This window comes from Terracoccus sp. 273MFTsu3.1, assembly GCF_000383675.1.
Classification (GTDB): domain Bacteria; phylum Actinomycetota; class Actinomycetes; order Actinomycetales; family Dermatophilaceae; genus Terrabacter.
In genome coordinates, this window is the sequence record NZ_KB911825.1 from 203295 (window position 1) to 226044 (window position 22750).

General features: G+C 72.2%; 23 protein-coding genes. 5 read left to right on the forward strand and 18 right to left on the reverse strand.

All coding sequences use genetic code 11. The annotated features are described in order from the left end of the window. Positions 1-9 precede the first annotated feature (9 nt). From tsaE to glmS, 6 genes are all read right to left on the reverse strand, one after another. Positions 10-474, reverse strand: a complete 465-nt coding sequence (gene tsaE / locus H283_RS0117745; RefSeq protein WP_020144876.1) for a tRNA (adenosine(37)-N6)-threonylcarbamoyltransferase complex ATPase subunit type 1 TsaE — start codon at positions 472-474, stop codon at positions 10-12. Positions 475-478: 4 nt separating this feature from the next. Continuing rightward, positions 479-1729, reverse strand: coding sequence for an alpha/beta fold hydrolase (locus H283_RS0117750; protein ID WP_020144877.1), 1251 nt, complete (start codon positions 1727-1729; stop codon positions 479-481). After that, the gene (alr, locus tag H283_RS0117755) at positions 1726-2940 is read right to left on the reverse strand and encodes an alanine racemase (protein ID WP_020144878.1); all 1215 of its coding nucleotides are present in this window, start codon (positions 2938-2940) and stop codon (positions 1726-1728) included. The genes H283_RS0117750 and alr overlap by 4 nt, the downstream gene beginning before the upstream one ends. 66 nt (positions 2941-3006) lie before the next feature. Next, positions 3007-4521, reverse strand: a complete 1515-nt coding sequence (locus H283_RS0117760; protein WP_020144879.1) for a bifunctional ADP-dependent NAD(P)H-hydrate dehydratase/NAD(P)H-hydrate epimerase — start codon at positions 4519-4521, stop codon at positions 3007-3009. Next, the gene (locus H283_RS0117765; protein WP_020144880.1) at positions 4521-4871 is read right to left on the reverse strand and encodes a holo-ACP synthase; all 351 of its coding nucleotides are present in this window, start codon (positions 4869-4871) and stop codon (positions 4521-4523) included. Before H283_RS0117765 ends, H283_RS0117760 begins: the two co-directional genes overlap by 1 nt. 1 nt (position 4872) lies before the next feature. Then, entirely contained in the window at positions 4873-6732 is a 1860-nt protein-coding gene (gene glmS / locus H283_RS0117770) for a glutamine--fructose-6-phosphate transaminase (isomerizing) (RefSeq protein WP_028785701.1), read from the reverse strand. A 63-nt stretch (positions 6733-6795) separates the two neighbouring features. On the opposite strand from glmS, the gene coaA reads away from it, so the two are divergent. After that, positions 6796-7797 (forward strand): type I pantothenate kinase, encoded by a 1002-nt coding sequence (coaA, locus tag H283_RS0117775; RefSeq protein WP_020144882.1) that lies wholly within the window; start codon positions 6796-6798, stop codon positions 7795-7797. A 101-nt stretch (positions 7798-7898) separates the two neighbouring features. Here the strand turns inward: coaA and H283_RS26870 are convergent, their stop codons facing one another. The 6 genes from H283_RS26870 to H283_RS0117805 form a co-directional block, all read right to left on the reverse strand. Continuing rightward, entirely contained in the window at positions 7899-8942 is a 1044-nt protein-coding gene (locus tag H283_RS26870; protein ID WP_020144883.1) for a hypothetical protein, read from the reverse strand. Positions 8943-9236: 294 nt separating this feature from the next. Further along, on the reverse strand, positions 9237-10472 hold the full coding sequence (locus H283_RS0117785; protein ID WP_369791902.1) for a PhoH family protein: 1236 nt from the start codon (positions 10470-10472) through the stop codon (positions 9237-9239). Positions 10473-10982: 510 nt separating this feature from the next. Next, the gene (locus H283_RS0117790) at positions 10983-11321 is read right to left on the reverse strand and encodes a hypothetical protein (protein WP_020144885.1); all 339 of its coding nucleotides are present in this window, start codon (positions 11319-11321) and stop codon (positions 10983-10985) included. After that, positions 11318-11989, reverse strand: a complete 672-nt coding sequence (locus tag H283_RS0117795; protein WP_020144886.1) for a hypothetical protein — start codon at positions 11987-11989, stop codon at positions 11318-11320. Before H283_RS0117795 ends, H283_RS0117790 begins: the two co-directional genes overlap by 4 nt. A gap of 126 nt (positions 11990-12115) precedes the next feature. Beyond that, complete coding sequence (locus H283_RS0117800) at positions 12116-13078, reverse strand: WXG100 family type VII secretion target (RefSeq protein ID WP_028785703.1); 963 nt, start codon at positions 13076-13078, stop codon at positions 12116-12118. Positions 13079-13282: 204 nt separating this feature from the next. Next, on the reverse strand, positions 13283-14074 hold the full coding sequence (locus H283_RS0117805) for an isoprenyl transferase (RefSeq protein ID WP_051103680.1): 792 nt from the start codon (positions 14072-14074) through the stop codon (positions 13283-13285). Between the two features lie 212 nt (positions 14075-14286). Here H283_RS0117805 and H283_RS0117810 point away from each other — a divergent pair, with 212 nt between their 5' ends. Next, positions 14287-15021 carry a hemolysin III family protein gene (locus tag H283_RS0117810; protein ID WP_020144888.1) on the forward strand — a complete coding sequence of 245 codons (735 nt, stop codon included), beginning with the start codon at positions 14287-14289 and terminating at the stop codon, positions 15019-15021. Between the two features lie 118 nt (positions 15022-15139). Here H283_RS0117810 and H283_RS25660 read toward each other — a convergent pair whose 3' ends face one another. Both H283_RS25660 and mca read right to left on the reverse strand, forming a co-directional pair. Next, positions 15140-15424: a hypothetical protein gene (locus H283_RS25660; protein WP_020144889.1), complete on the reverse strand. Its 285-nt coding sequence runs from the start codon at positions 15422-15424 to the stop codon at positions 15140-15142. Further along, positions 15421-16485 carry a mycothiol conjugate amidase Mca gene (gene mca / locus H283_RS0117820; RefSeq protein WP_231372318.1) on the reverse strand — a complete coding sequence of 355 codons (1065 nt, stop codon included), beginning with the start codon at positions 16483-16485 and terminating at the stop codon, positions 15421-15423. The genes H283_RS25660 and mca overlap by 4 nt, the downstream gene beginning before the upstream one ends. Positions 16486-16665: 180 nt before the next feature. Here mca and H283_RS0117825 point away from each other — a divergent pair, with 180 nt between their 5' ends. Both H283_RS0117825 and greA read left to right on the forward strand, forming a co-directional pair. Further along, positions 16666-17037, forward strand: a complete 372-nt coding sequence (locus H283_RS0117825) for a DUF4307 domain-containing protein (protein WP_020144891.1) — start codon at positions 16666-16668, stop codon at positions 17035-17037. Positions 17038-17247: 210 nt separating this feature from the next. After that, positions 17248-17733: a transcription elongation factor GreA gene (gene greA, locus H283_RS0117830; RefSeq protein ID WP_020144892.1), complete on the forward strand. Its 486-nt coding sequence runs from the start codon at positions 17248-17250 to the stop codon at positions 17731-17733. Between the two features lie 144 nt (positions 17734-17877). Here greA and H283_RS0117835 read toward each other — a convergent pair whose 3' ends face one another. Together H283_RS0117835 and H283_RS0117840 are read right to left on the reverse strand one after the other, a co-directional pair. Beyond that, positions 17878-19230, reverse strand: a complete 1353-nt coding sequence (locus H283_RS0117835; RefSeq protein WP_020144893.1) for a glutamate mutase L — start codon at positions 19228-19230, stop codon at positions 17878-17880. A 30-nt stretch (positions 19231-19260) separates the two neighbouring features. Further along, the gene (locus H283_RS0117840; RefSeq protein ID WP_020144894.1) at positions 19261-20439 is read right to left on the reverse strand and encodes a cystathionine gamma-synthase; all 1179 of its coding nucleotides are present in this window, start codon (positions 20437-20439) and stop codon (positions 19261-19263) included. A 67-nt stretch (positions 20440-20506) separates the two neighbouring features. On the opposite strand from H283_RS0117840, the gene H283_RS0117845 reads away from it, so the two are divergent. Next, a complete protein-coding gene (locus H283_RS0117845) occupies positions 20507-21220 on the forward strand; it encodes an SGNH/GDSL hydrolase family protein (protein WP_020144895.1) in 714 nt (237 codons plus the stop codon). 50 nt (positions 21221-21270) lie between these two features. Here H283_RS0117845 and H283_RS0117850 read toward each other — a convergent pair whose 3' ends face one another. Both H283_RS0117850 and H283_RS0117855 read right to left on the reverse strand, forming a co-directional pair. Continuing rightward, complete coding sequence (locus H283_RS0117850) at positions 21271-22080, reverse strand: amino acid ABC transporter ATP-binding protein (RefSeq protein WP_051103681.1); 810 nt, start codon at positions 22078-22080, stop codon at positions 21271-21273. Next, on the reverse strand, positions 22077-22745 hold the full coding sequence (locus H283_RS0117855; protein ID WP_020144897.1) for an amino acid ABC transporter permease: 669 nt from the start codon (positions 22743-22745) through the stop codon (positions 22077-22079). The genes H283_RS0117850 and H283_RS0117855 overlap by 4 nt, the downstream gene beginning before the upstream one ends. Positions 22746-22750 lie beyond the last annotated feature (5 nt).

Sequence of the window (22750 nt, forward strand, 5' to 3'; positions counted from 1 at the left end):
CGACCGCTTTCAGGTCGCGGGCGCCACGACCTCGAGGACCTCGTCCCACCGGTCGCCCACCCCGACCAACCGCGCCGTGCGCAGGTCGTCGCCGCTGATGGTCAGCTCGAGCCGGGTGTCGCTCAGCTGTTCGGCGAGACCCGCGCCCCACTCGACGACCGTGACGCTCGCGTCGAGGTCGGCGTCGAGGTCGAGGTCGTCGAGCTCGAGAGCGCTGCCGAGGCGGTAGGCGTCGACGTGGACGAGCAGCGGGCCGCCGACGAGCGACGGGTGCACGCGCGCGATGACGAAGGTCGGCGACGTGATGGGTCCGCGGACGCCCAGCCCCTCGGCGATGCCCTGGGTCAGCGTCGTCTTGCCGGCACCGAGGTCGCCGGTGAGGACGAGAACGTCGCCACCGCGCAGCAGGGCGCCGAGCCGGCGGCCGAAGTCCTGGGTGTCGTCGGTGGTGGCCCAGCGGACCTGGCGCTCCACGTGCTCACGCCCCCTTGGAGCGCGCCTGCTTGACGCGACCGGAGCGGACGAGCTCGGCGGCCTCCTTCTCGAGGCGGCGCTGGCGGCGGTTCTTGGCGACGTCGGTGACGATGCGCCGCACCCGCGGTTGCTGGGCGACCTCGATCTGCTCGGCACGCGCCCGCGCCGACTGGTCGACGAGCTGGACGAGGTGCGCGTTGAGCAGGTCGGGGTGCTCGAGCATGATGACGTGCCCGGCGTCGTTGACGACGATGTGCTCGGCGCCCGGGATGCCCTCGACGATGAGCTCGCTGTGCGACGGCGGCGTGAGGATGTCGTCGCGCCCGTTGAAGACGAGGACGACGGCGTGCCGGAACTCGAGCAGCGCGGGACGCTTGTCGAAGCCGTCGAACGTCTGGAGGTAGTCGTTGACGACGTCGAGAGGCGTGCCGAGGAGGATGTCGCTCGTGTAGCGCACGACCGAGCGCGGCACCGGCGAGGCGAACGAGTTCTGCTCGACCATGAAGTGCTCGATGTCTCGGCCGACGCGACGGATCCGGGTGAAGAGCTCGGGCCGGTGGCTCAGCGGGCCGAGCACCCCCGGTCCGAGGCGCTCGAGCATGAGGCGTCCGAGGGTCGCGGTACGTCCGCCGTTGGCGAGCATGATGCCCCCCGGGCTCGTCGCGACGAAGGCGGCGCCGACGACTCGGTCGAGGACCAGCCGCGGCTGGTGCTCGCCGAGCGCAAGCATCGTCATGCCACCCATCGAGTGGCCGACGAGGACGAGGTCGCCCTCGGGCACGAGCTCGGTGATGACGGTGTGGAGGTCCTGACCGAGCCGGTCGATCGTGTAGCTGTCCTTCTCGCCGCTCCCCGAGCGGCCGTGCCCGCGCTGGTCCCAGCTGACGACGCGGTAGCCGGCCTCCTTGAGGGCCCGGCGCTGGTAGACCCAGCAGCGCAGGCTGAGGCAGTAGCCGTGGGTCAGCACGACGGTGGGCAGCTCGTCGGGACGGCCGTGGCGGGTGGTGCCGTCGGCGGCCGTCTCGGCTGCGGCCGCAGCTGGGAGGTCGATCTCGACGTGGAGCGGCACACCGTCGTCGGTGAGCACGACGTGCTCCTCGTCGGGAGTGATCTCGAGCAGCTCGGGCGTCTCGAGTGCGGCCATCGCCGCACGGTGCTTGCCGGCACGGTCGGCGGCGATGCCGGCCGCCACACCCGCGGCGACACCGAGGGTCGCGGCGGCGATGCCGATGACGGGGTTGCGACGCGGGCTCATGCGCCGGCCTCCGAGCCGCCGACGTAGAGCCGCGGCACGCGGGCCCCGAGCCGCGTCACGATCTCGTAGCTGATCGTGTCGGTCGCGTCGGCCCACTCCTGGGCCGTCGGCTCGCCCGGCGCGCCACCGAAGAGCGTGACGACGTCACCGGCCTGCGCCGTGGACCCCGGTCCGAGGTCGACGACGAACTGGTCCATGCAGACGCGCCCGGCGATGGTGGTGCGCCGGCCGTCGACGAGCAGTGGTCCGACGTTCGTAGCGTTGCGGGGGACGCCGTCGGCGTAGCCGGCGGGCACGAGCCCGACGACCGTGTCGACGTCCGGGACGTACGCGTGTCCGTAGCTGATCCCCTGTCCGGCCGGGAGCGCCTTGACGAGGGCGAGGCGCGCGCGGAGGGTCATGACCGGACGCAGCCCGAAGTCGTCGTCGACCTGCGGCACCGGCGTCAGGCCGTACATCGCGATGCCGGGGCGCACGAGGTCGGCGTGCGCCGACGGGTGCACGAGGGTCGCGGCGGAGTTCGCGAGGTGGCGCAGCTCGGGCCGCAGACCGGCCCGCTCGGCCTCGGTGACGGCCTCGAAGAAGCGCTCCTGCTGCGCGAGCACCGTGGGGTGCTCGGGTGAGTCGGCGTGGGCGAAGTGGGTCCACACCCCGACGACCGAGAGTGCACCCTCCTCCTCGAGGTGACGAGCGTGCTGCACGAGCGTGGTCCAGTCAGGGCCGTAGGCTCCCCCGCGCCCGAGGCCGGTGTCGACCTTGAGGTGCACGCGGGCGGCGCGACCGAGCGCCGACGCGGCGGCCGCGATCTCGTCGAGGACCCACGGCGCCGAGGCCGAGAGGTCGATGTCGCGCCGGATGGCGCCGCCGACGTCCGATCCGGGCACCGTGAGCCACGTCAGCAGACGCGTCGTGAGGCCGGCGTCGCGCAACGCGAACGCCTCCGCGAGCTGGGCCGCGCCGAGCCAGGTGGCGCCACCGCGCACGGCTGCGCGCGCGACGGGCAGCAGGCCGTGCCCGTAGGCGTCCGCCTTGACGACGGCCATGAACTCGGCGCCGGGCGCAAGGGCGCGCAGCGTGCGCACGTTGGCCTCGAGCGCGTCGAGGTCGATCTCGGCCCAGACCGTCAGTCCGTGGGTCTCCGGCGCGGCGGGGCGCTCGCCCGCGGTGGGCGTCGCGGTCCGCTCGGCGTCGGAGGCGTCGATCTGGCTCATCGGTTCAGTCTCGCAGTTCGTGTGGGAGGTCCGGGTGCAGGGCCCCGCGCGCGGCGCGGGACGGGCTCAGCCGGGCGCGGACCGTCCCCGGGCCAGCAGGTCGCGCACCGTCGGTCGGATGCCGTGGGCCACCGCGAGCGCCCGCAGCGGGCCGCCGCCGGAGACCCGGTCGGCGGTGACGCCGTGGACGAGCGCGCCGAGCGAGGCCGCGTCGAGCGGGGAGAGCCCCGCAGCGAGCAGGGCGCCGATGACGCCGGAGAGCACGTCACCGGCTCCGGCCGTGGCCAGCCACGGCGGCGCATCGGCCTGGGAACGCACCGGCAGGTCGCCGTGGCTGACGACGAGCGTCGTGGCTCCCTTGAGCAGCACGGTGCCGCCGATGAGCCCGGCGAGGTCGCGGGCGGAGCGCAGCGGATCGGCCTTGACGTCGGCGGCGGTGATCTCGAGCTCGCCGGGGTCGGCGCCGGGCCGGACCATCCGTGCGAGCAGCCGGCCGAGCTCTCCCGCGTGCGGGGTGACCACGGTCGGCGCGTCGCGCCAGCCCTCGATGAGGTCGAGGCCGCCCGCGTCGACGACGACGGGCAGGTCGGAGGCGAGGGCGGCCCGGGCCACCGCGACCTGGGCCTGTGCCTCCGGGTCGGTGCTCTCGACGTCGAGGCCCGGGCCGATGACCCAGGCCTGGACCCGACCGTCGCCCATGACCGCCTCGGGCACAGCCTGGTGAACCAGACCCACCGGGGTCGGCGTTCCGACGTAGCGGAGCATCCCGACGCCGGCCTCGACGGCCGACGTCGTGCACAGCACGGCAGCGCCGGGGTAGGCCTCGCTGCCTGCCACGACGCCGAGGACGCCGCGGGAGTACTTGTCGTCACCCCGGCCGGGCACGGGCCACAGGCCGGCGACGTCGTCCCAGGTCAGGCGCTCGACGGCCGCTGGCACCTCGTCGACGTCGATCCCGATGTCGACGACCGTGAGCCGGCCGGTCGCGGCCTCTCCCGCCGGGAGCAGGTGCACGGGCTTCGGAGTGCCGAAGGTGACGGTCTCGTCGGCCCAGACGGCGTCGTCCTCGCCGGACTCACCGGCGGGGTCGAGCCCGCTGGCGAGGTCGACGGCGAGCACCCAGGCGTCGTCGTCCACCGCGTCGACGAGGTGCGCCGCCTCGGGACGCAGGCCGGGGCGACCACCGATGCCGACGATGCCGTCGAGCACGAGGTCGGCCTCGGCGACGACGGCAGCGGCGGCAGCCGGGTCGTCGCTCGCGGCGTGGACCATGACACCGGCTGCCTCGGCGGCCTCGAGGCCGGCCGCGTGGACCCCCGCACGGCCCGAGGCCGGCACGAGCACCACGGCGCAGGCGAAGCCCGACTCCGCGAGGTGGGCGACGGCATACAGCGTGTCGCCGCCGTTGTCGCCGACTCCGATCAGCCCGACGACGGTCGTGCCCTCGACGTCGGCGAGACGGGCCAGGGCCACCTCGGCGAGGCCCAGCGCGGCCCGGGACATGAGCTCCCCCTCGGGGAGCTGCGCCATGGCGGCGGCCTCGGCGGACCGGACCGCGTCGACGGAGTGCGCGCGGATCATCAGCCCTCCGCGATGACGACGGCCGACGCCACACCGGCGTCGTGCGACAGGGACACGTGGAAGGAGTCGACGCCGAGGTCGTTGGCCCGTGCGAGCACGGTGCCGCCGATCTCGAGCGTGGGACGTCCCTCGTCGTTCGTCACGACCCGGGCGTCGGTCCAGTGCAGCCCGACCGGGGCACCGAGCGACTTGGCGAGCGCCTCCTTCGCGGCGAAGCGCGCCGCGAGCGAGGCGATGCCGAGGTGGCGCTCCTCGATCGTGAAGAGCCGCTCGCGCAGCGCCGGGGTGCGCTCGAGGGTGGACTCGAAACGCGCGATGTCGACGACGTCGATCCCGACCCCGACGATCACGTCACTCGACCGTGACCGACTTGGCGAGGTTTCGCGGCTGGTCGACGTCGAGGCCCTTGGCCGTCGAGAGCCACAGCGCGAAGACCTGGAGCGGCACGACGGTGAGCAGCGGCGCGAGCAGCGACGACGTGGCGGGCACCCGGATGACCTCGTCGGCGAAGGGCTCGACCGAGTCGTCGCCCTCCTCGGCGATGACGAGGGTGCGGGCGCCACGGGCGCGGATCTCCTGGATGTTGCTGACGACCTTGCCGTGCAGGCCGTGCTCGCTCGTCGGCGACGGCACGACGACGAAGACCGGCTGTCCCGGCTCGATGAGCGCGATCGGGCCGTGCTTGAGCTCGCCGGCCGCGAAGCCCTCGGCGTGGATGTAGGCGAGCTCCTTGAGCTTGAGTGCGCCCTCCATGGCGATCGGGTAGCCGACGTGACGCCCGAGGAAGAGGACCGAGCGGGTGTCGGCCATGAACTTGGCGATCTCCCGGACGCGGCCCATCTGGCCGAGCAGCGTCTCGATCTTGGCGGGAACGCCGCTCAGCTCCTTCATGACCGACTGCGCGTCGTCGGCGAACGAGCCGCCACGCAGCTGCGCGAGGTAGAGGCCGAGGACGTAGCAGGCGGTGATCTGGGCGAGGAACGCCTTCGTCGAGGCCACGGCGATCTCGGGGCCGGCGTGCGTGTAGAGCACGGCGTCGGACTCTCGCGGGATCGTCGAGCCGTGCGTGTTGCACACGGAGACCGTGATGGCACCGAGCTCGCGGGCGTGCTTGACCGCCATGAGGGTGTCCATCGTCTCGCCGGACTGGCTGATCGAGACGACGAGGGTGCGCTCGTTGACGATGGGGTCGCAGTAGCGGAACTCGTGGGCGAGGGCGACCTCGACCGGGATCCGCGTCCAGTGCTCGATGGCGTACTTCGCGACCATGCCGGCGTACGCGGCGGTGCCGCACGCCACGATCGTGATGCGGTCCACCGAACGGAGCTGCTCCTCGGAGATGCTCATCTCGTCGAGGACGAGCCGGCCCTCGGCGTCGGTGCGCCCGAGGAGCGTGTCGGCTACGGCGTGCGGCTGGTCGTGGATCTCCTTCTCCATGAACGTCGCGTAGCCGCCCTTCTCGGCAGCCGCGGCGTCCCAGGTGACCTCGTACGCCTTGCCCTCGGCGGGCGTGCCGTCGAAGTTGATGACGCTGGCACCCTCGGGCGTGATCGTGACGATCTGGTCCTGGGCGAGCTCGAGCGCGTGGCGCGTGTGGCCGATGAAGGCCGCGACGTCGGAGCCGAGGTAGTTGGCGTCGTCGCCGAGGCCGACCACGAGCGGGCTGTTGCGGCGGGCACCGACGACGACGCCGGGCTGGTCGGCGTGGATCGCGAGGAGCGTGAACGCGCCCTCGAGCTCGGCGACGACGGCGCGCATGGCGTCGGTCAGGTCCTGATCGCGCTCGTAGGCGGCAGCGACGAGGTGGGCGACGACCTCCGTGTCGGTCTCGCTCGCGAACTCGACGCCGTCGGCCAGCAGGCCCTTCTTCAGGCTGTGGAAGTTCTCGATGATGCCGTTGTGGATGAGGGCGAGCTTGCCGTCCTTGCCACCGCGGTGCGGGTGGGCGTTCTGGTCGGTGGGGCCGCCGTGCGTGGCCCAGCGGGTGTGGCCGATGCCCGTCGTCGATGACGGCATCGGGTCGGCCTCGAGCTCGGCCGTGAGGTTGGCCAGCTTGCCCGACTTCTTGCGGGTCTCGACGTGGTCTCCGTCGATGAGCGCCACGCCGGCCGAGTCGTAGCCGCGGTACTCCAGGCGCGCCAGACCCTCCATGACGACGTCGAGCGCCGTCCCGTCGTCGGTCCGCCCGACGTATCCCACGATTCCGCACATGAGGTCCAGCCTAGGGGACCGTCCGGGGGCCCAACGCCACCCCCGCCCCTGACGTCCGCAAGAATGTCGCACGTGTCGGAGCCATCCAGCGGTACCGGCGGGAACGGCGGCGACGGCGCCAACGGGACCGCGATCCCGTCGCCGTACGTCGAGTTCGACCGGGCCGCGTGGTCCCGGTTGCGCGAGAACCACCCGCTCAACCTCGACGACGCCGACCTCGCGCGGCTGCGCGGCCTCGGTGACCGCGTCGACCTCAACGAGGTCGAGGAGGTCTACCTCCCGCTCTCGCGCCTGCTCAACTTCTACGTCGGCGCCACGCGCCAGCTGCACCAGGTGACGAGCGACTTCCTCGGCGAGCGTCCGGCCAAGACGCCCTTCGTCATCGGCGTCGCGGGCTCGGTGGCCGTCGGGAAGTCGACGACGGCCCGCATCCTGCGCGAGATGCTGGCCCGCTGGCCCGACACCCCGCGCGTCGCGCTCGTCACGACCGACGGCTTCCTCTTCCCCAACGCCGAGCTCGAGCGCCGGGGCATCCTGCAGCGCAAGGGCTTCCCCGAGTCCTACGACCGGCGCGCCCTGCTCCGCTTCGTCGCCGAGATCAAGTCCGGTCGGGCCGAGGTCACCGCCCCCGTCTACTCGCACCTGACCTACGACATCGTCCCCGGCGAGCGCATCGTCGTGCGCCAGCCCGACGTGCTCATCGTCGAGGGCCTCAACGTGCTCCAGGCACCGGAGGTGCACCCCGTGCGCGGGACCGGTCTCGCGGTCAGCGACTTCTTCGACTTCTCGGTCTACGTCGACGCGTGGGTCGACGACGTGCGCAAGTGGTACGTCGAGCGCTTCCTGCGCCTGCGCGAGACGGCGTTCTCGGACCCCGACTCGTACTTCCACCGGTATGCCGTGCTGTCCGACGACGAGGCCGTCGCGACCGCCAACCGGATCTGGCGCGAGATCAACGGCCCGAACCTCGTCGAGAACATCCTCCCGACGCGCTCACGGGCCAGCCTCGTGCTGTCCAAGGGCGACAACCACGAGGTCCGCCGGGTGCGCCTCCGCAAGATCTGACCGACCGGCTGCCGGATACCCGGCCGCTCCGCCCCCGACGCACGTATGCCGTGTGGCGGGCTCCGCTGGGAGCCGGCCACACGGCATACGGCTGGGTCAGGTCAGTACCAGTGCGGCGAGCGCGCCTGCCACGTGGACCAGGCGTTGCACGGGTTGCCGTAGGACATCTCGATGTACCAGAGACCCCACTTGATCTGGGTCAACGGGTTGGTGCGGTAGTCGGCACCGAACTGGGACATCTTGCGGGCGGGCAGGGACTGCGGGATGCCGTAGGCGCCCGAGCTGGGGTTCTCGGCGAACCAGCGCCAGTCGCTCTCGCCGGTCCAGAGGTTGACGAGGCAGTTGTACTGCGCGTCGCTCGTCCAGCCGTGGTCGGCCATGAGGACGCGGGCCGCGGCCTGCGGGTCGTCCTTGGCGTTGTCGATGGCGCGCTGGCGCTCCTTGGCACGCTCGGCCTTCGCCGCCTCCTCGCGGGCCAGCTCGGCCTGCTTGGCGGCTTCCTTCTTCTTCTTGGCCTCGAGCTCCTTGGCCGTGCGCAGGCCGGTGGCCGCGATGGCGGTGCGGCGCTCGTTGCGCGACACGGAGGCGGCGGCGCGGTAGGTCGTGTCGACCGTCGAGGCGCGGGCCAGCTCGTCGGTCTGGGCGACGACGCCGCTGCCGACGACGAAGGCGGCCGCGTCGGCGCCGATGAGGTTCGTGGCCTTGGCGTAGGCGAACCCGGAGGCGCCGAGGCCGACGGCGAGGGCGCCGGCGAGGATCGGTCGGCCGACGTGCCGCTTGCGCGCGGACGGCTTGTGGTGTCGGCTGCTGCGCGTCGCGTGCGCCTGGGCCGACGACGAGCGGCGGTCGTCGGGGCCGGCAGCACTCCTGGAGGAGGCGGCGCGGTCAGCGGCCGGGGTGACGGGGATGGCACGCGTCGGGTCGAAGGCCCGCCGGGCCCCCTGCGTCGCACCCTTCGCGCCCCGAGCGCCTGCCGCGACGGCTGCGCCGGTCGAGCCGTGGCTGACGGGGCGGGGGCTGCGGGGGACGGCCGGAGCCGTCTCGGGGTGGACGCGGCCGGACCGCGCCGAGGGTGTGGCGGGGTTCGGGCGCGGAGCGGTCGAGGGAGCCGGTGCGTTGCGGTGCCGGCCTTCATACCGTGCCATGAACAGACGTCACGCCTTCCTGTGTCGAGGGGGTGCCCGGCGCGTGCGTCTGCGGGCGCTGGCCCGTCGACGGCTGCGCCCGACGTGTGGAAACGACCCGGCCGATCGCGCTCACACCCCAAGGTGAGCGTTACCGTTCCGAGACGTGCAACCTCACACGGTGCCATTCGACCGCCCCGAGGGGCAAGTCGGCGTCCAGTGTCGAGGGGCGTTCCAGAGGCCAGAGCGAGTGGTCCAGCGCACAGCGTCCCCGAGCTACGTGCTCGGGGAACGCCGTGCGGCCTGTGACTCAGGTCACATCTCGAGACCTTCGAGCATGTCGGTGACGAGCGCCGCGATGGGGCTGCGCTCGCTTCGCGTCAGCGTGACGTGGGCGAAGAGCGGGTGTCCCTTGAGCTTCTCGATGACGGCGGCCACGCCGTCGTGCCGCCCGACGCGCAGGTTGTCCCGCTGGGCCACGTCGTGGGTGAGCACGACCTTGCTGTTCTGGCCGATGCGCGACAGGACGGTGAGGAGCACGTTGCGCTCGAGCGACTGGGCCTCGTCGACGATGACGAACGCGTCGTGGAGCGAGCGTCCGCGGATGTGCGTCAGTGGCAGGACCTCGAGCAGGCCACGGTCCATGATCTCCTCGACGACCTCCGTCGAGACGAGCGCCCCCAGGGTATCGAAGACCGCCTGGCCCCACGGGTTCATCTTCTCCTGCTCGGTGCCGGGCAGGTAGCCGAGCTCCTGGCCACCGACGGCGAAGAGCGGGCGGAAGACGAGGACCTTGCGCTGGGCTCGGCGCTCCATGACCGACTCGAGGCCCGCACAGAGCGCGAGCGCCGACTTGCCGGTGCCGGCCCGACCGCCGAGGCTGACGATGCCCACGTCGGGGTCGAGGAGCAGGTCGAGGGCGATCCGCTGCTCGGCGCTGCGGCCGTGCAGGCCGAACGCGTCCCGGTCACCGCGCACGAGCCGGATCTGCTTGTCGGCGCCGACCCGCCCCAGACCGCTTCCCCGCGGCGAGAGCAGGACGAGACCCGTGTGGCACGGCAGCTCGGCGGCGCCGGTGTGCTCGATGCGGCCACGGTCGTAGAGCTGGTCGAGCTCCTCGCTGCTGACCTCGAGCTCCTGCAGCCCGGTCCAGCCCGAGTCGACGCCCTGCTCGTGGCGGTACTCCTCCGCCTCGAGACCGCACGCCGAGGCCTTGACCCGCATCGGGAGGTCCTTGGACACGATGGTGACGTCGGCGCCCTCGTTGGCGAGGTTGCGGGCCACCGCGAGGATGCGGGTGTCGTTGTCGCCGAGGCGGAAGCCCGCCGGCAGCGACGACGGGTCGGTGTGGTTGAGCTCGACGCGCAGCGTGCCTCCGTCGGTCCCGACGGCGACCGGCTTGTCGAGCCGGCCCTCGCTGACGCGCAGGTCGTCGAGCAGGCGCAGGGCCTGGCGGGCGAAGTAGCCGAGCTCGGGGTGGTGCCGCTTGCCCTCGAGCTCGGTCACCACGACGACCGGCAGGACGACCTCGTGCTCGGCGAAGCGGAGCATGGCCCGGGGATCGGACAGGAGCACCGACGTGTCGAGGACGTACGTCTTGTGCTCGGGCTCGCGTTCGCGGGCCGTCGTGCGCGTGGAGGCGCGAGTCGTGGCGCGTGTGGAGGCCGCGGCCGGCTTGGTGTTCGTGCTGGCGGGGTCCGACGTGACCTGACGGGTCGTACGAGCCATGTGCCACTCCCTACGCGGCGCGCGTCGCGCGCCTAATCGCTCCCGAGATGCCGGGCGGTGACCACCAGAGGGTGGCGCACTGCCCGACCCTCCGTCCTGAGCGATCGCTCCATGGGTGGGCCTCCTGGCAACGCCCGACGGGTGTCGGCCGTTGGGACGACGGTACGACCCGGAGACGACGGCTTCGGGGATTGAGTGACGTCGTGTCGTCGTGTCGCCGGAGTGTTCACGTGGGCGTAACACGCCGGTCGCCGCCGGCACCGGTCGTGGACCGGCACCGACGGCGAGGCGGGCGCACTCGGGTGCTCGCGCCGTGGTCGGCGCGGCTGGGCGTCAGGCCCAGGGAGAGCGACCCATGACGCGGACGTACTCACGCTTCCAGCGCCAGCGCACGGCGGCGATGGCCATGCCGATGACGCCGAGGCCGCCGAAGATCGCGAGGATGAGGTAGGCGACGCCCATGGCGCCCTCGGCCCCCTGGTCGGCGCCCTTCTTGACCATGGAGAAGAAGATGACGCCGACGACCGTGAAGGCGAGGAAGAAGACGAACATCAGCGCGGGCTCACGGATCTTGAGCGTGAGCAGCCCGCGCTGCTGGCTGACGTAGGAGAACGGCTCCTTCGGCGGGGTGGCGCCGGTGGGATCGGTCTGGCGGGGCGTCGGGGCGCTCATGCGTCGACCTTCTCGTTGTAGAGGGCGGACACGGCATCCTGGAGGCCCTCGGCGTCGACGACCCCGCCCGTGCCGGTGCCCGGCCCGGCGACGTCGGTGAGCGCCTCGAAGTCGGTGCCGGAGCGGCGTATCGCGAGGTTGGTGCTGCCCTCGAGGGTCTGCACCTCGAGGAAGACGCCGGCCTCGGCGTTCGCGGCGAACCGCTCGCGCACGAGCCCGGTCACGAGGGCACCGGTGTTGCCGTCGCGCTCGCCGAGGCGGATGAACCACGACGCGAGCTGGCGCGGCTGCATGAGGGCGATGACGGTGTCGGACTCGACGAGGATCGCGAAGTCGGCCTGGCTGACGTTCTCACCCACGAGCCCGATGCGCGTCCACCGTGTGGCGGCCCCCACGGCGTACTCGACGAGCGCGGCGTTCGACCGCGACTGCGGCGTGCCGTCGTCGGCGACCGTGAGCCAGCCACGCGACGCGAGGCTCGAGGCGCCGGCGAGCAGGGCGGCGTCGTCGGCCGCACGGGGGTCGAGCATGAGCAGGCGGCGCGAGCGCTCCCCGGCCGGGGTCTCGTGACGGGCCATCAGGTAGGCGAGCTCGGCGGCTCCCAGCCCGAAGACGTCCTCGGGGAGCTCGAAGCCCTCGAGCGGGGTGCCCTTCATCGGGTCAGCCATGGTTCTCCTCGGTCGTGGTCTGTGTGTCGTTCGCGGGATGGTCGTGCGGCCGCCGTCGGGGCCCCGTCGTCACGTCAACGATGCCGGGTGCCCCGAGGTTTCGCCTCCCGGGGCCCTCGGGACCGGTCAGAACGGCCAGGCCTTGTCGGCGAGGTCACCGATCGCGTGGCCGGCGTCGGAGGCGAAGTCACCCACCGCGTCGACGGCGTCACCCGTGAAGTCGCCGACGGCGTCGACGGCGTCACCGGTGAAGTCGCTGATCGTGTCCCAGTTGTCGTAGACGAGCTGGCCGACGGCCATGCCACCGGCGGCGATGCCGCAGACGACGTCGACGGGAGGCGGCGTCATGAGCGCCGCCGCGCCGAGACCGGTCATGACGGAGTCGTAGCCGGCGCGGCCGTAGTTGCCCTCGGAGATGTCGTTGGCGACGGTGAAGCCACCGAAGGCCACACCGATCGGGCCCAGGGCCTTGCCGACGGTGCCGAGCGAGCGGGCGAGCGCGCCGCCCTCGGCGAGCGACGGCATGAAGCGCGAGAGGGAGCTCCAGTTCTTCGGGTTGAGCGCGTCGCCGAACTCGGCGAGCCGACCGGTGCTCCACGCGTTCTTGAGGTTGGCGAACAGGCCCGTCGCCCGGTCCCAGCTGCCGAGGTTGGAGAGGAAGTTCTTGATCTTCATGCCGGTGCCGAGCAGGCCGACGGCGGTGCCGAGGCCCTTGATCGGGGTCCAGAGCGACTTGAGCAGGTCGTAGCCCGGGATGCCGCCGTCGCCACCGCTGCCGCCGGACCCGCCGGGTCCGCCTCCCGACCCCGAGCCGCCCTGGCCGCTCGTGCTGTCCTGGGCGCCGGCGTTGCGACGCAGCGCCTCGGCCAGCTTGCCGAGGTCGGTGCCGAACTGGGTGAGCTGGGCCTCGACCGGCGGCCAGCGGTCCATGAGGTGGTCGAGGTCCGCGCCGCCCCACTGGCCCTTGAGGGCGTGGACCGCGCGGCTGGCCTCGCCCTTGAGGGTGTCGCACTCACGGGCGTGCCCGGAGATGCGCTCGGCCGACGCCCGCAGGGCCACCGGGTCGGCACCCTTCTTGTAGATCGCCATCTCTCGTACTCCCCTGACGTCGTCGCGGTGTTCGTCGTGCTCGTGCCGGCCGCCCCGGAGCCGCTGTACGTGCCCCCGGCGTCTCGGCCCACCCGCAACCTACGCAACCGGGCCAACCCGGACAATGGGGAGGACTCCCCACGGCTGCGGAGTGTCGCAGTCGGGACGGCCGGTGGTCGGTCGAGCGGTCGGTCGAGCGGCCGGTCAGCCGCCGAAGCGACGGTGCCGACCGGCATACGCCCGGAGTGCGCGGAGGAAGTCGACGTGACGGAAGTCGGGCCAGTAGGCCTCGCAGAAGTAGAACTCCGACGTCGCGCTCTGCCACAGCAGGAAGCCACCGAGCCGCTGCTCCCCCGACGTGCGGATGACGAGGTCGGGGTCCGGCTGACCCTTGGTGTAGAGGTGCTCGGCGATGTCCTCGACCGTGAGCTCGGCGGCGATCTGCTCGATGGTCTCGCCGTCGGCGGCCCGGGCGAGCAGCAGGTCGCGCACGGCGTCGGCGATCTCGCGGCGTCCGCCGTAGCCGACGGCGACGTTGACCGTCATCCCGTCGACGTCCTTGGTGCGCTCGGCCGACGCGCTGAGGCTCGCGGCGGTCTCGGGCGGCAGCAGGTCGAGGGCGCCGACGATCTTGAGCTGCCAGTGGCCCGACTCGGCGAGGTCGGCGACGGCCGTCTCGATGATCTTGAGGAGCGGTGCGAGCTCCTCCTCGGCGCGGCGCAGGTTGTCGGTCGAGAGCAGCCAGAGGGTGACGTACTCGACGCCGGCCTCGCGGCACCACTCGAGCAGCTCCTCGATCTTGTCGGCCCCTGCCTGGTGGCCGCTCGCCGTGCCGGCGCCGCGGGCCTTGGCCCACCGCCGGTTGCCGTCGAGCATGACGGCGACGTGCCGCGGGAGCGCCTCCTTGGGGAGATCCTTGAGGACTCGGCGTTCGTACGCGCCGTAGACCACATCGCGCCACCCCACGGGGCCTCCTCGTCGACTCGCTCGTGTCATCGCCGGTCACGGTCTGGGCAGCCCCGAGCGGGCCGCGGTCCCACCGTACCGCTCGCCCATCGGCGTGCCGAGGCGGTCGGGCGGGAGTCGTCGCGGGGGTTCGGTGACGACCTCGTGAGGGTCTCGTGAAGGTGGCCCGGGAGCCAGTGGCACTCAGGAGACGTTGAACCTACGTTGCCGTAACTTACGGTTGCGTAGGTTAGAGTGGGGCCATGAGCAGCACCCCCGAGCCCACCGCTGGCCACAGCCCTGACCCCAGCACCGAGGACGCGTCGGGCACCCCCGTCGCCGACCTCGTCGCGATCGTCAAGCCCCGCCTGCGCGGCTGGCTGCACCTCGGCATGTTCCCCGTCGCCCTCATCGGCGGCCTGGTCCTCGTGCTCCTCTCCGACCCCGGATCCGTGCGCACGGCCTCGATCGTCTTCACGATCAGCGCCGCCCTGCTCTTCGGCGTCTCGGCCGTCTACCACCGCGGCACCTGGGGCCCGAAGATGTCGGGCCTGCTCAAGCGGTTCGACCACTCGAACATCTACCTCATCATCGCCGGCACCTACACGCCGTTCGCCGTGACGCTCCTGCCGGCCGACCAGGCCCGGCTGCTCCTCCTCGTCATCTGGGGCGGCGCCATCGCCGGCGTCCTCTTCCGGGTCTTCTGGGTCGGCGCCCCGCGCTGGCTCTACACGGCGCTCTACCTCGCGCTCGGCTGGGCCGCCATCTTCTACGTCGTGCCGTTCTGGCGCGAGGGTGGCCCGCTCATCGGCTCGCTCATCGGCCTCGGCGGCCTCATGTACACCGCCGGCGGCATCGTCTACGGCACGAAGCGGCCCAACCCGTGGCCCCGGTGGTTCGGCTTCCACGAGGTCTTCCACGCCTTCACGCTCGGCGGCTTCCTCACGCACTTCGTGGCCGTGACGCTCGCCGTCATCGGTTACCAGGCAGCGACGTGACGCCGGCAGGCACCGTGCTCACCTGAGCCCAGAACGTCCGAACGCCCCGGCACCGTGCCGGGGCGTTCGTCGTGTCCGAGGGCGCACGCCGGTCGTGGCGTAGGCCGTCCGCGGCGTCTCAGGGGCGCGGCGCCTCACCGTTCGGGTGCGGGTCGTCATCGTGGTCGCGCATCGGGGCCTCGCCGGCCGCGTCGGTCTCGGGGGCGCCGTCCGTCGCCCGGCCGCCCGTGGTGCCGTCGGCGTCCGCGACGAACTGCTCGGCCCGGTCCCGGTCGCGGTAGGCCATCCGTCGCAGCCGGTTGTTCATGTTGCGCACGAGGAACCACAGGGCGACCGCGAGGACGAAGAACGCGATGAAGCCCCAGATGCCGGGACCGATCGGGAGGTTGCCGCCGCCGCTCATCGCGCGTCCGCCTTCTCGCTGTCGCTGTCGCTGTCGCTGTCCCGGTCGGCGTCATCCTCGTCGGTGTGCGTGTCGGAGCTGTCGCCGTGGGCGCGACCGGACTCCTGCTCGACCTCCTCGGGCTCGGGCTCGTCCGTGACGCGGCCGTCGTGGACGAGCTCGAGGTCGGTGCGGGTCGCGAGCGCGTCCGCCTCCGCAGGGGTCCCGAGCCCGGCGAAGAGGTCGTCCTCCCCGTCGGCGATCTCGACGTAGGACAGGGCGGCCTCGAACTCCTCGACGCCCCAGACGCGCTTCTGGATCTCGAGCGGCACCTGGAACCAGAAGCCGTCGGGGTCGACCTGCGTCGCGTGCGCCATGAGCGCACGGTCACGCGTCTCGAAGTACTCGCCGCACGCGATCGTCGTCGTGGGGCGTCCGGAACGCCGCGGCTTCCAGTTGGCCAGCCACTCGGCATACGGGCTCTCGAGCCCCTCGGCGAGCATCGCGTCGTGGATCGCCTCGAGGCGGTCCTTGGACCAGCCGCCGTTGTAGTAGATCTTGAGCGGCTGCCACGGCTCGCCGGCGTGCGGGTAGCGGGTCGGGTCGCCCGCCGCCTCGAAGGCCGCCATGGAGACCGTGTGGCACATGATGTGGTCGGGGTGGGGGTAGCCACCCTTCTCGTCGTAGGTCGTCATGACGTGCGGTCGCCACGCGCGGATGACGCGGACGAGCGCCTCGGTGGTCACGTCGATGTCCTCGAGGCCGAAGCAGCCGTCGGGCAGCGGCGGCAGCGGGTCGCCCTCCGGCAGACCGGAGTCGACGAAGCCGAGCCACGTGTGCTCGCAGCCGAGCACCTCCTGCGCGGCCTTCATCTCGTCGCGCCGCACCTGGGCGATGTCACGCAGGATGTGCGGGTCGTCCTTGAGCTTCTCGTTGAGGATGTCGCCGCGCTCACCCCCCGTGCACGACACGACCATGACGGAGGTGCCGGCGGCGACGTACCTGGCCGTCGTCGCGGCGCCCTTGCTCGACTCGTCGTCCGGGTGCGCGTGCACCGCCATCAAACGCATGCCCTGGGCCACGTGGCTCCCTGTTCGTCGTCAGTTCCTCGGTGGGACGCGGGCGGCTGGTGATCTCCGGTGCCCCTCGGCGTCCGGGTCCGTGCGGCTCTCGCCGGTGCCATGGGAGACACTGGACCCGTCCGCCATCCTCTCACTCCCCCGCACCTGACGATGCGGGGGCTCGAACCGCCAGGACTCCGTATGCCGTCCCGCACGACCCTGCCCCGCCCCGCCCCCGGCCAGCTGAAGTGGTGGGTCGTCGGCACGGTCGGCATCCTCGCCGGTGTCGGCCTCGCGATCTGGTTCGGCCTGTCGTCCACGCTGGGCCAGCCGTCGTGGCAGACCCTGGGCTACAAGGTGGTCAGCGACCAGCAGGTGCGCGTCGACTTCCAGGTCTACCGACCCGGCGGCACGGCCCTGACCTGCACGGTCGAGGCGCTGGCGCGCGACTTCGCACCGGTCGGGACGAGCACCGTGCAGGTGCCGGCGAGCGCCGACGAGACGACGGACGAGTCGGTGATGCTCCGCACGACGTCACGGGCCGTGACCGGGCAGGTCAAGACCTGCTCCTGAGCGGGCCGCGCCGCGGGGTCGCCGCCGCGGAAATGCCGCGTGAACTGCACGTTTGCCCGTCATTTTGTTATCCTTGTTCCTTCATCCAGGGTCCGGACCCGTCGCCGACCGGCATCACGAGTCGACGACACCACGGTTCGGGCCCATATTTTTGTGCAGGCGCCCACGCGAGCACCGCGTGGGCGCTGTTCATCCGAGGAGTGACACACCGTGACCGAGACTGCCGCTGGCTTCCTGACCCAGGAGGCCCATGACCGCCTCAAGGCGGAGCTCGACCAGCTGACGGGCGAAGGTCGCATCGAGATCGCGCACAAGATCGAGGAGGCCCGCGAGGAGGGCGACCTCAAGGAGAACGGCGGCTACCACGCCGCCCGCGAGGAGCAGGGCAAGATGGAGGCCCGCATCCGCCAGCTCACCGAGCTGCTCCAGAACGCGACGATCGGCGAGACGCCTCCCGACGACGGCATCGTCGAGCCGGGCATGCTCGTGACCGTCGAGATCTTCGGCGACGAGGAGACCTTCCTGCTCGGCAACCGCGAGATCGCCGACGGCTCCGACCTGCAGGTCTTCTCCGAGAAGTCCGCCATGGGCGCCGCCATCAACGGCAAGAGCGTCGGCGACAGCACGAGCTACGTCGCCCCCAACGGCAAGACCATCGGCGTCAAGATCATCGCCGCGAAGCCCTACACCGGCTGAGCACCCCAGACGCCTGACCAACGGGCCGGCCATCCCCTCGGGGGTGGCCGGCCCGTTCGGTTTGTCCGCCGTCGAATGCGCTCAGGGACGCCGAAGCGCTCCGGGTGCGCTGAGTCGGACCGGCGCGCACGAGCGGGACCGGCGTCAGTGCACGATCTGGGCGGCGACGGCCCGGGCGAGGTGCCCCTCGTCGGGGTCGTCGGCGAGCAGGCCGGCCGCGAAGAGGAGGTATGCCGTGTCGACCGTCGCGCGCGCGGCGCGCGGCACCTTCCAGCCTCCGGCGTGGTCGGCGAGGACCGCGCCGAGCACGTGGTCGCGCCCGGCGGCGTCGGTGTGGCGCAGCACTCCCCCGGACCCGACGAGCGCCGTGACGTTCGCGAGCGGTCGCGGCGACTCCGTCGGCTGGGCCGGGCGCGCGTGCCGGCGCACCGCGACGAGCGCCGCGAGCCGCGCGAGCTCGAGGTCGAGCCCACGCTCACGGTCGTCGACGGGGAGCGAGCCGGGGCGCTCGTGGACGCGGGCGGCATACGCGGTCAGGGCGTCGGGGTCTGCCACGGTGTCGAGCAGGTGCTCGGTCACGGCGGCCTCGACGACGTGCTCGGCGTTCCACCGCATGCCGAGGTCACCCTCGACGGTGCGGGCGTGCCACAGCGGGGCGACGACGTCCTTGCGCAGGCCGGCGTCCTCGCCCTCGGGGGTCAGGCAGGAGTAGACGTCGGTCGTCGCACCGCCGACGTCGACGACGAGGACGTCGCCGCCGTCGGTCACCGACGCCAGCACCTCGACACCGCGCAGGACGACGTCAGGGGTCGCGGCCCGGACCATCGCGGCGAAGGCCGGGTCGCGCGAGAGCCCCTTGCCACCGATGACGTGGCGCAGGAAGGCGTCGCGGATCGCGGCACGGGCCGACTCGGGCGCGATGACCCCGATCTGCGGGAGGACGTTCTCGGCGAGGACCGTCGGCCGGCCCGTCGTCGCGAGGACGGCCTCCGCCTCGTCGCGCGCGTCGACGTTGCCGGCGACGACGACCGGCACGGCGTGCGCCCCGTGACCGCCGATGGCGCCCTTGGCGAGCCGGACGGCGTTGTGCAGCAGGACGTTGCTGTTGCCGCCGTCCGTGCCACCGACGAGCAGGATCATGTCGGGCCGGGCCGCGCGGATGCCCGCGACGTCGGCGGTCGTCAGCTCCCCGGCGGCGACGTGGACGACCTTGGCCCCGGCCGACAGGCCGACCCGGTGCCCGGCCTGGGCGGTGACGGTGCGCTCGTAGCCGACCACGGCGAGCCGCAGCCCACCACCCGCGCTCGAGCAGGCACGCACCGTCGCGTCGTCGGGGACGTCCAGCTCGTCGCGCAACGTCCGGTAGCCGTCGAGGATGTCGCCCCGGCCGTCGGTGCCGGTCGTCGGGGTCGACGCCGTGCCGAGCACGGCGCCGTCGTCGGCGAGGAGGGCACCCTTGGTGAACGTCGACCCGAAGTCGACGGCGAGGATCGTCATGCGCGGTGGTCGCGGTCTCGTGGCGGAGCGTCAGCCGTGGATGTCGAGCGCCTCGCGCAGGTCGGCGATGAGGTCGTCGACGTCCTCGATGCCGACCGAGAGGCGGATGAGGTCGGCGGGCACCTCGAGCTCGGTGCCGGCGACGCTTGCGTGGGTCATCCGGCCCGGGTGCTCGATGAGCGACTCGACGCCGCCGAGCGACTCCCCCAGCGTCCAGAGGCTGACGGCGGCGCACGCCTTGACGGCGGCGTCCTCACCGCGGCGCATCCGGAAGCTGACCATGCCGCCGAAGCGCTTCATCTGGCGTGCGGCCACGTCGTGGTTGGCGTGGCCGGGCAGACCGGGGTAGAGCACCTGCGAGACGCCGTCGTGCCCCTCGAGGAACTCGACGACCTTCTCGGCGTTGTCGCAGTGGCGCTCCATGCGGATGGCGAGGGTCTTGAGCCCGCGCAGGGTCAGCCACGAGTCGAACGGGCCGGCGACACCGCCGATGCTGTTCTGGTGGAAGGCGATCCGCTCCTCGGCGTCCTCGTAGCCGGGCACCGTGATGCTCGTGGCCGTCACGACGGCCCCACCGACGACGTCGCTGTGCCCGCCGGAGTACTTCGTCGTCGAGTGCGTCACGACGTCGGCGCCGAGCGCCAGGGGGCTCTGGAGGTAGGCCGTCGCGAAGGTGTTGTCGACGACGAGCACGGCACCGGCCTCGTGGGCGATCGCGGCGATGGCCTCGATGTCGGCGATGCCGAGCAGCGGGTTGGTCGGGGTCTCGACCCAGACCATCCTCGTCTGCCCGGGGCGGATCGCGGCGCGGACCGCCTCGACGTCGCCCATGTTCGCGATGGAGTGCTCGACGCCCTGGGGCTTCGCGACCTTGTTGAAGTAGCGGTACGTGCCGCCGTAGGCGTCGTTCGGGACGACGACGTGGTCGCCGGGGACGAGCAGGGCGCGGGCCACGGTGTCCTGGCCGGCGAGGCCGGACGCGAAGGCGAAGCCGCGGCTGCCGCCCTCGAGCGCGGCGATGCACTCCTCGAGCGCGGTGCGCGTCGGGTTGGCCGACCGGCTGTACTCGTAGCCGCCACGGAAGCCACCGATGCCGTCCTGCTTGTAGGTCGAGACCTGGTAGATCGGGGGCACCACCGCTCCGGTGAGCTCGTCGGCCTCCTGGCCGGCGTGGATGGCGCGTGTGGAGAAGCCGTGCTCGTCAGACATGGGGACGAGCCTATGCCCTGAGCGCCACCTGCCGGACGGCCACCCGGGCGTCTGCGATGCTGCCGTGATGGCGCCCGAGTTCGACTACAGCAACCGCAGCGAGCGGCCGCGCGGTCCCGTGCTGTCGGCACTCTCGACGGCCTTCCCCGGCGTGCGCGCGGTCCAGGAGCAGGTGCTGCCGTATGCCGTGTGGTGGGAGTCCCACAACCGCGTGGCCGCCGGGGGCGACGGGCCATTGTGGGTCGCTCTGGGGGACTCCATGACGCAAGGGATCGGGGCGAGCGCCCCGGACCGTGGCTGGGTCGGCCAGCTGAGCGGGCGGCTCGCCGTGCGCGGGTGGGACCACCGCGTCGTCAACCTCGGGGTCAACGGCGCGCGGGTCGAGGACGTGCTCGACCGCCAGCTGCCGGCTCTCGAGACCCTCGCCACGGGCAGCCGGACGCCGGCCCTGGTCACGGTCGTCATCGGCTCGAACGACGTCGTCGTGCGTCGCCACCGTCGTGGCCTCGTCGAGCGCTTCGCGGCGATGCTCGACCGGCTGCCAGAGGGTGCGCTCGTCTCGAACCTGCCCAACCCGCACCGCGAGGCCCGCGCCGTCGACGCCATGCTGCGCGACCGCGCCGACGCCGGACGCCTCGTCCTCGTCGACATGCGCCGTGACGGGCCCCGGTCCTGGCGGGGCCGGCTGGCGTCCGACAAGTTCCATCCCAACGACCGCGGCTACGCCGAGATGGCCACCGTCGTGGAGCGCGCCGTCGACCGGGCGGGCCTCGTCGCCTGAGCCGGCCGGACGGCATACGCCCCCCGGGTCCGGTTGCGCAGCAGGACGGGTCAGTCGAGCGGGTCGAGGATCCGGTGGAGGAACTGGCGGGCGCGCTCGGTGCGCGGTCGGGTCAGCACCTCGTCCGGCGTGCCGCGTTCGACGATGACGCCACCATCCATGAAGAGCACCTGGTCTGCGACCTGCTGGGCGAAACGGATCTCGTGCGTGACCACGACCATCGTCCAGCCCTGTGCCGCAAGGTTCTTCATGACCACGAGCACCTCGCCGACGAGCTCGGGGTCGAGGGCCGACGTCGGCTCGTCGAAGAGCATCAGCTTGGGCCTGATCGCGAGCGCGCGGGCGATGCCGACGCGCTGCTGCTGCCCGCCGGAGAGCTGGTAGGGGTAGGCGTCGGCCTTCTCCTCGAGCCCGACGAGCCGCAGCAGCTCTCGCGCCTCCCCCGCCACCTCGGACCGGTCGCGACGCTGTGCGAGGACCGGTCCCGCCGTGACGTTCTCGAGAACCGTCAGGTGCGGGAAGAGATGGTGCGACTGGAAGACCATGCCGCTCTGGGCGCGGAGGGTCGCCACCTCCTGCTTGGTCACCGGACGCCGCGCGAAGTCGACCTCGACCTCACCGATGCGGACGACGCCCGCATCCGCCACGTCCAGCGCGTTGAGCGAGCGCAGCACCGTCGTCTTGCCCGAACCGGAAGGCCCGATGAGGACGGTGACGCTGCCGGGGTCGACCTCGAAGTCGATCGACCGGAGCACCTCGTGGTCGCCGAACGACTTCGCGAGGCCGGACACCGAGACGAGCGGGCCAGGCTGCAGCACAGCGGGTTCCGCCGTTGTCAGGGGGGTGGTGGGCTCGGTCATGTCGCGACGTACCTGTTCTGTCGTTCCTCGAGACGGGACTGGACGAAGGAGAGGACGAGGCACACGACCCAGTAGTAGACGGCGGCGACGCCGTAGAGGGCGAAGAACTCGTACGTGGGTGCCGCCGCCTCCTGCGCCACCCGGAGCAGCTCGGTGACCTGGATGGTCGAGGCCAGCGAGGTGTCCTTGACGAGGGAGATGAGCGTGTTGGACAGCGGCGGGATCGCCGTGCGCACGGCCTGCGGCAGGACCACCCGGCGCAGGGTGGTGACGTAGCCCATCCCGACCGTCGAGGCCGCCTCCCACTGGCCCTTGGGGACCGAGAGGATGGCCGAACGGATCACCTCGGCCGCGTACCCCCCGACGTTGAGCGTGAAGGCGACGACCGCGGCGGGGAAGGGGTCGAAGCGCACGCCGAGGGCGGGCAGGCCGTAGTAGATGATGAACAGCTGGAGCAGCAGCGGCGTGCCACGGACCAGCGAGACGTAGATCCGTGCCAGGGACGAGACCACGGGCACCGACGACAGCCGCATGAGGGCGACGCCGAGCGCGAGGACCAGCCCGAGGACGAAGCTGATGATGGTCAGCGGGATCGTCGTGGTCACCGTGGCCCGCAGGAGCGGGCCCAGCGAGTCGAGGATCAGCTGGGTCGTCTGGTCGTTCACGACCC

Bases quoted from the DNA above. Each gene is read 5' to 3' on its own strand.
- H283_RS0117805 (WP_051103680.1), bottom strand. From the start codon at position 14,074: ATGACACGAGCGAGTCGACGAGGAGGCCCCGTGGGGTGGCGCGATGTG.
- H283_RS0117800 (WP_028785703.1), bottom strand. From the start codon at position 13,078: ATGGCGATCTACAAGAAGGGTGCCGACCCGGTGGCCCTGCGGGCGTCG.
- H283_RS0117790 (WP_020144885.1), bottom strand. From the start codon at position 11,321: ATGAGCGCCCCGACGCCCCGCCAGACCGATCCCACCGGCGCCACCCCG.
- H283_RS0117840 (WP_020144894.1), bottom strand. From the start codon at position 20,439: ATGTCTGACGAGCACGGCTTCTCCACACGCGCCATCCACGCCGGCCAG.
- H283_RS25660 (WP_020144889.1), bottom strand. From the start codon at position 15,424: ATGAGCGGCGGCGGCAACCTCCCGATCGGTCCCGGCATCTGGGGCTTC.
- H283_RS0117810 (WP_020144888.1), top strand. From the start codon at position 14,287: ATGAGCAGCACCCCCGAGCCCACCGCTGGCCACAGCCCTGACCCCAGC.
- H283_RS0117825 (WP_020144891.1), top strand. From the start codon at position 16,666: ATGCCGTCCCGCACGACCCTGCCCCGCCCCGCCCCCGGCCAGCTGAAG.
- H283_RS26870 (WP_020144883.1), bottom strand. From the start codon at position 8,942: ATGGCACGGTATGAAGGCCGGCACCGCAACGCACCGGCTCCCTCGACC.
- H283_RS0117845 (WP_020144895.1), top strand. From the start codon at position 20,507: ATGGCGCCCGAGTTCGACTACAGCAACCGCAGCGAGCGGCCGCGCGGT.
- H283_RS0117795 (WP_020144886.1), bottom strand. From the start codon at position 11,989: ATGGCTGACCCGATGAAGGGCACCCCGCTCGAGGGCTTCGAGCTCCCC.
- H283_RS0117760 (WP_020144879.1), bottom strand. From the start codon at position 4,521: ATGATCCGCGCGCACTCCGTCGACGCGGTCCGGTCCGCCGAGGCCGCC.
- H283_RS0117785 (WP_369791902.1), bottom strand. From the start codon at position 10,472: ATGCTCCGCTTCGCCGAGCACGAGGTCGTCCTGCCGGTCGTCGTGGTG.
- H283_RS0117835 (WP_020144893.1), bottom strand. From the start codon at position 19,230: ATGACGATCCTCGCCGTCGACTTCGGGTCGACGTTCACCAAGGGTGCC.
- coaA (WP_020144882.1), top strand. From the start codon at position 6,796: ATGTCGCACGTGTCGGAGCCATCCAGCGGTACCGGCGGGAACGGCGGC.
- H283_RS0117750 (WP_020144877.1), bottom strand. From the start codon at position 1,729: ATGAGCCCGCGTCGCAACCCCGTCATCGGCATCGCCGCCGCGACCCTC.
- H283_RS0117850 (WP_051103681.1), bottom strand. From the start codon at position 22,080: ATGACCGAGCCCACCACCCCCCTGACAACGGCGGAACCCGCTGTGCTG.
- glmS (WP_028785701.1), bottom strand. From the start codon at position 6,732: ATGTGCGGAATCGTGGGATACGTCGGGCGGACCGACGACGGGACGGCG.
- alr (WP_020144878.1), bottom strand. From the start codon at position 2,940: ATGAGCCAGATCGACGCCTCCGACGCCGAGCGGACCGCGACGCCCACC.